This window comes from Bifidobacterium sp. POST2/T3 (B1) (assembly GCF_058197115.1).
In genome coordinates, this window is sequence record NZ_JBVPQK010000421.1 from 1 (window position 1) to 2,223 (window position 2,223).

General features: G+C 61.2%; 2 protein-coding genes and 1 pseudogene. 1 reads left to right on the forward strand and 2 read right to left on the reverse strand.

What is annotated here, in order from left to right:
* Window positions 1-6 precede the first annotated feature (6 nt).
* Window positions 7-894 carry a PHP domain-containing protein gene (locus AC0AP0_RS12365; RefSeq protein ID WP_490430698.1) on the forward strand — a complete coding sequence of 296 codons (888 nt, stop codon included), beginning with the start codon at window positions 7-9 and terminating at the stop codon, window positions 892-894.
* 64 nt (window positions 895-958) lie between these two features.
* On the opposite strand, the gene AC0AP0_RS12370 is transcribed toward AC0AP0_RS12365, so the two are convergent.
* Both AC0AP0_RS12370 and AC0AP0_RS12375 read right to left on the reverse strand, forming a co-directional pair.
* Window positions 959-1,198, reverse strand: coding sequence for a DUF3107 domain-containing protein (locus AC0AP0_RS12370; protein ID WP_046322632.1), 240 nt, complete (start codon window positions 1,196-1,198; stop codon window positions 959-961).
* Window positions 1,199-1,287: 89 nt separating this feature from the next.
* Window positions 1,288-2,223, reverse strand: a pseudogene (locus AC0AP0_RS12375) (aminoglycoside phosphotransferase); the annotation flags it as partial.

A 2,223-nucleotide genomic window follows, 5' to 3' on the forward strand; every position in this document is an offset into this window, starting at 1 on the left:
GGAGGCATGACGCATGAGGATACTGCTAAGGCCTCCGGCTGGGATCTGCACTGCCACACCGTGTTCTCCGACGGCACCGTGACGCCCAGGGGGATGGTCGAGCAGGCGCAGCAGCTGGGTCTGGAAGGTCTGGCCATCACCGACCATGACACCAATGCGGGCTGGGATCAGGCCCGTCAGGCGGCCAAGGACTTGGGGATGCCCCTGTTGCCAGGCACTGAAATCACCGCGCAGGATGGCCGTGTATCGGTTCATATGCTGGCCTATCTTTACGACTCTGAGGATCCGGTCATAGCCGGGCTCTTCGCCAAGACCAGGGAAGCCAGGCTGACCAGAACCAGGACTATGGTCGAACGGATTTCACGGGATTATCCGATTACCTGGCAGGATGTGCTGGACCAGGTCAAGGAGGGATCAAAGACCACGGTAGGCCGTCCGCACATCGCCGATGCCCTGGTCAAAGCCGGTGTATATGCCGACCGGAGCCAGGCCTTCGCTGGGGTCTGCTCCTCCAGAAGCGCGTACTATCTGCCTACGCCCTCGCCGACTACCCACCAGGTGCTGGCAGCAGTCAACCATGCAGGCGGCGTCCTGGTTATCGCCCATCCCGGTGCCATCAGCCGCAATCCCGTTCTGCTCTCCGACCAGCAAATCGCCGAGCTGGCCAGGGATGGGCTGGGCGGTCTGGAGGTTTGGCACCGGGATAATCCGCCCGAGCAGCGTCGACGATTGCTGGCCCTGGCCCAACGCTGGGGATTGCTGGTGACCGGAGGATCGGACTGGCACGGTCAAGGCAAGCCAAATCGCATGGGGGAGAACTGCACCAGTGACCAGGTGGTGGCCCAAATCGTGGACAGGGCCCGGGGAAGCTGTCCGGTGGCCTGGAAGGGTTAGTGGATACAGATCGGAGGCGGCCGGACCAGAAGGATCCTGCCGCCCCCGTCAGGCGATCACAGCCTCAGTCGGAGGAGCCTCCCAGGACGCCGAAGCCCACGGGGTGGGTCGTGTCGGAACCAACTACTGCATAGCCCAAGGATTCCTTGGGGACGATGATGTGCCGACCCTTGTCGTCCACAAGATCGATGGGTCCGCCCTCGTTCAGGGCCCGGGCGATGTGGGCCGCCACCTCATCCGCCTTGGCATTGGTACTGAAGTTGACCGTGCGGGCCACATTCTTGATGCCGAATTCGATATCCATTGCTACCTCCAAGGTTTTTCTCCGTTGCCCAGACCTGCCGGTCCACGGATCTTCCGGTCTCATTATTCGCTGACCCGGGTGATTACGCTCTAAGCGTCCCCGTGATGCCCCTCCTGGGCAGAGCCGGTCTCCGGCGGCGATGTCGATGTCTGTCCCTCTGTAGTGAGCGTGGGAGTCTGTTCGGGTGTGGGCTTTCTGGGAAGGACGATGGTCTCTGCCTGATCGCTTGCAAGAGCCTGAGCTGACGAAGCATCATGCGGCTGGGAAGCGGCCTCTCCCGCCTTATCGGCGTTTGAGGGCTGGTCATCTCTGGATGGGTCGCTCATTGCAACCTTTGGATTCGCTTCGCCATTTGCATCCTCGTCGTCGGTGACTGGATTGCCGATGCCGCGGAAGTGATCGCTCAGGCCTGATTCCTCCTCCTGGGGGACGGAAGCAGCAGCTGGTGGCTTGGATTGATCGTCGGAGCCAAGGTCTGTGCTCTGGGCCTGCCTGATGGGTTTATTCCTGGCATCGGAATGGTCCATAGTGGTCTGGGCTAAAGCCAGGTCCGCCATTTCCACCCTGCTGATGGCGATGGTGACAGAGCTTTCAGCCGATGCATCTGCCGAGGCGGGGTCCGGCTCTGGCGCCGGATTCTGCTGTGCTTTGGTTGCAGAGGAGTCTTCAGCTTTATCATCACCCAGCAGAGTCCCCACAGTAATCGTGGAAGGTGCGTCTGCGGGTGACGGACTAGGCGTCTTCTGTTGCCGACGGGCGCGTTGATCCTGTTCGTGATCGCCCAGCTGCTGGGCCAGACGCTCAACCTGGGCCTTGAATTGGATGATCCGCTCATTGTCCGCATGATCCAGGGCGGTGATGAACTCGCCTACCTGCTCCATTTGCAGCCAAAGATTGGCTCGTAGCATGATCAGGTCATCCAGCCGGGCCCCCATCATCCTGCCATATGCTGCAATGACGGCGTTGCGACGGGACCCGTCCAGCTTGGCGAAGATCCAGGCCAGATCACGAGCTGGATCGTTGAC

Bases quoted from the DNA above. Each gene is read 5' to 3' on its own strand.
- AC0AP0_RS12365 (WP_490430698.1), top strand. From the start codon at position 7: ATGACGCATGAGGATACTGCTAAGGCCTCCGGCTGGGATCTGCACTGC.
- AC0AP0_RS12370 (WP_046322632.1), bottom strand. From the start codon at position 1,198: ATGGATATCGAATTCGGCATCAAGAATGTGGCCCGCACGGTCAACTTC.